Below are 1972 nucleotides of genomic sequence, written 5' to 3'. Positions count from 1 at the left end.
CCCGCCGATCGGGCCGGAGTGGCAGCCGCGCGGCATGGTGCGCATCACCCGCCACCCCATGCTCTGCAGTTTCGCGTTGTGGGCGCTGGACCATATCATCGCCACGGGCGACACGGCGTCGCTCATCTTCTTCGGCGCATTCGGCGTGACGGCGCTGGCGGGCACGACGTCGATCGACGCCAAGCTGGCCCGGCGGCAGCCGGTCCTCTGGCGCACCCTGGCGGCCGGCACCTCCATCGTCCCATTCGGCGCCATCCTGGCCGGGCGCAACCATTTCGCGCCGCGCGAACTGGGCTGGTCCGTCCCGATCCTGGCCCTGGGGCTCTGGGGCGGGTTGCTGATCCTGCACCCGCTGCTGTTCGGCATGTCCCCCCTGCCGCATGTCCGATAGCGGTGCCGAATGGCGGGTCAGTAAATATCCAGGAAATATTCAGGCGGGACCAGCGATATTCCGCCGATCCCGCCCGCCGCGTCACTCCGACGGCACGTGGTCGCGATAGCGGTCCCAGTGGCGCAGGATTTCCGCGACCACCGGCGCGCCCGCGCGTTCATTGTTGTCGAAGGCGAGCGCCTGCCCGGGGCCTTCATCCCCCATCGAATGCGTCACGTCCATGCCCGGCGGCGGCATCGAAAAATTGCTGGCCGAACGCAGCACCATGATCCGGTTCGCATCGACGAAGCCCAGGCGCGCCAGGGTGCGCATCTCACGCTGATAGGTCTGGCTTTCCTCGTTCGTCATCACGAACAGGCCCCGGCCCCCGGTCCACAGCTTCACCCAGTTCTCCGCCCATTGCGTGCGCGGCGCGCCGTGCCAGTACCGTTCGGCGCCCAGCGTCTCGCCCATCAGGACGAAAGGCGCCTTCTGCGCCTGCGGAAATCCCGTCCAGGCCGCGCGCCGCGCCGCGATCGCCGGGTCGTCCGCCAGCACGGCGGTGCGGCTCAGCGCATAGGCCCAGCGCGCCAGCCCCTGATTCAGCGGATAGGCCTTGCTCAGTTCCGCGACATCGGTGACCGACCCGTAATGGTTCGGATTCTCCGGCAGCGTGTCAGGACGCGACGCGCCGATCGCATACAGGCCATAGGGCCAGCCTTTCGGAACGGTCCGGTCGTCGATCTCGCGCAGCGCGTCGCCATCCACCACCCAGCGCGCCCAGGCGACGCTGCCGACCGGCGCCGCATGCGGATCGACACCGGATATTCCGGTAAACAGCCAGTAGGTTTTATGGAAATCGAAAAGCGGATCCAGCACGAACGCCGCCAGGTCCGTCACGCCATGCCGCAGCACGATCCCGTACAGCCCGTCCGCGTTCCGCCGCACCACGTCCGGCGCCCCGCGCACCGGAACGGTCTGGTCCAGATGCTCGCGCTCGACCCAGTCCTGATACTCGCCCGGCGCGTCGCCGCGATCCGCGCCGTTTTCCCAATTGGCGACCACGACCATTTTCACGTCCTCGGCCGCCCGCGCCGTCGGGACAAGCCCGATGGCGAGCAGGCAAGCCAGGCCGGACATTGCGCCGCGCCCCGAGCGCCAACGATCGTTCCGTCTCATGTCGGACTCCAACATATCCCCCTTATGTCAAAATGACGTTCCGCTTATTCCGGATCTGGAACGCGCGCGCTAGTGTCATGGCTCCGGAATCCGCAGGCGAATTCCGGAGATCCGCAGGCCATTGGAATCCTGATTCTCCAGTCCCGAAACCATCCTCCGTTCAGGCCCGTCCCATGTGCTCCATCACCGTCCGGACCGTCGAAACCGTGCAGGACCGCGACTCCTGCTTCGCCGTCCGCGCCGCCGTGTTCATCGACGAACAGCATGTCCCGCCCGAGCTGGAATATGATTCCGACGACGATACGGCGCTGCATGTGCTGGTCCTGGCCGACGGCGGGCCGGTGGGCACCGCGCGGGTCCTGTTCAAGGATGGCGGCGTGACCGCCAAGATCGGCCGCGTGGCGATCGACGCCGCGTGGCGCG

At 67.5% G+C, this 1972-nt stretch carries 3 protein-coding genes; 2 read left to right on the top strand and 1 reads right to left on the bottom strand.

Going from position 1 to position 1972, the window contains the following annotated elements; translation table 11 throughout:
- The coding region (locus HUK84_RS16400) for an NnrU family protein (protein ID WP_281362838.1) at nt 1–391 on the top strand (391 nt) is incomplete at its 5' end.
- Nucleotides 392–472: 81 nt separating this feature from the next.
- On the opposite strand, the gene HUK84_RS16395 is transcribed toward HUK84_RS16400, so the two are convergent.
- Nucleotides 473–1510: a purine-nucleoside phosphorylase gene (locus HUK84_RS16395; RefSeq protein WP_176641233.1), complete on the bottom strand. Its 1038-nt coding sequence runs from the start codon at nt 1508–1510 to the stop codon at nt 473–475.
- A gap of 212 nt (nt 1511–1722) precedes the next feature.
- Between HUK84_RS16395 and HUK84_RS16390 the strand changes: the two genes are divergently transcribed.
- Nucleotides 1723–1972 (top strand): GNAT family N-acetyltransferase (locus HUK84_RS16390; RefSeq protein ID WP_374729379.1); only part of this gene is annotated, 250 nt, incomplete at its 3' end.

It is taken from the genome of Nguyenibacter vanlangensis (assembly GCF_013376155.1).
GTDB classification, from domain to species: domain Bacteria; phylum Pseudomonadota; class Alphaproteobacteria; order Acetobacterales; family Acetobacteraceae; genus Gluconacetobacter; species Gluconacetobacter vanlangensis.
This window is presented reverse-complemented; position numbering and strand designations above follow the sequence as displayed.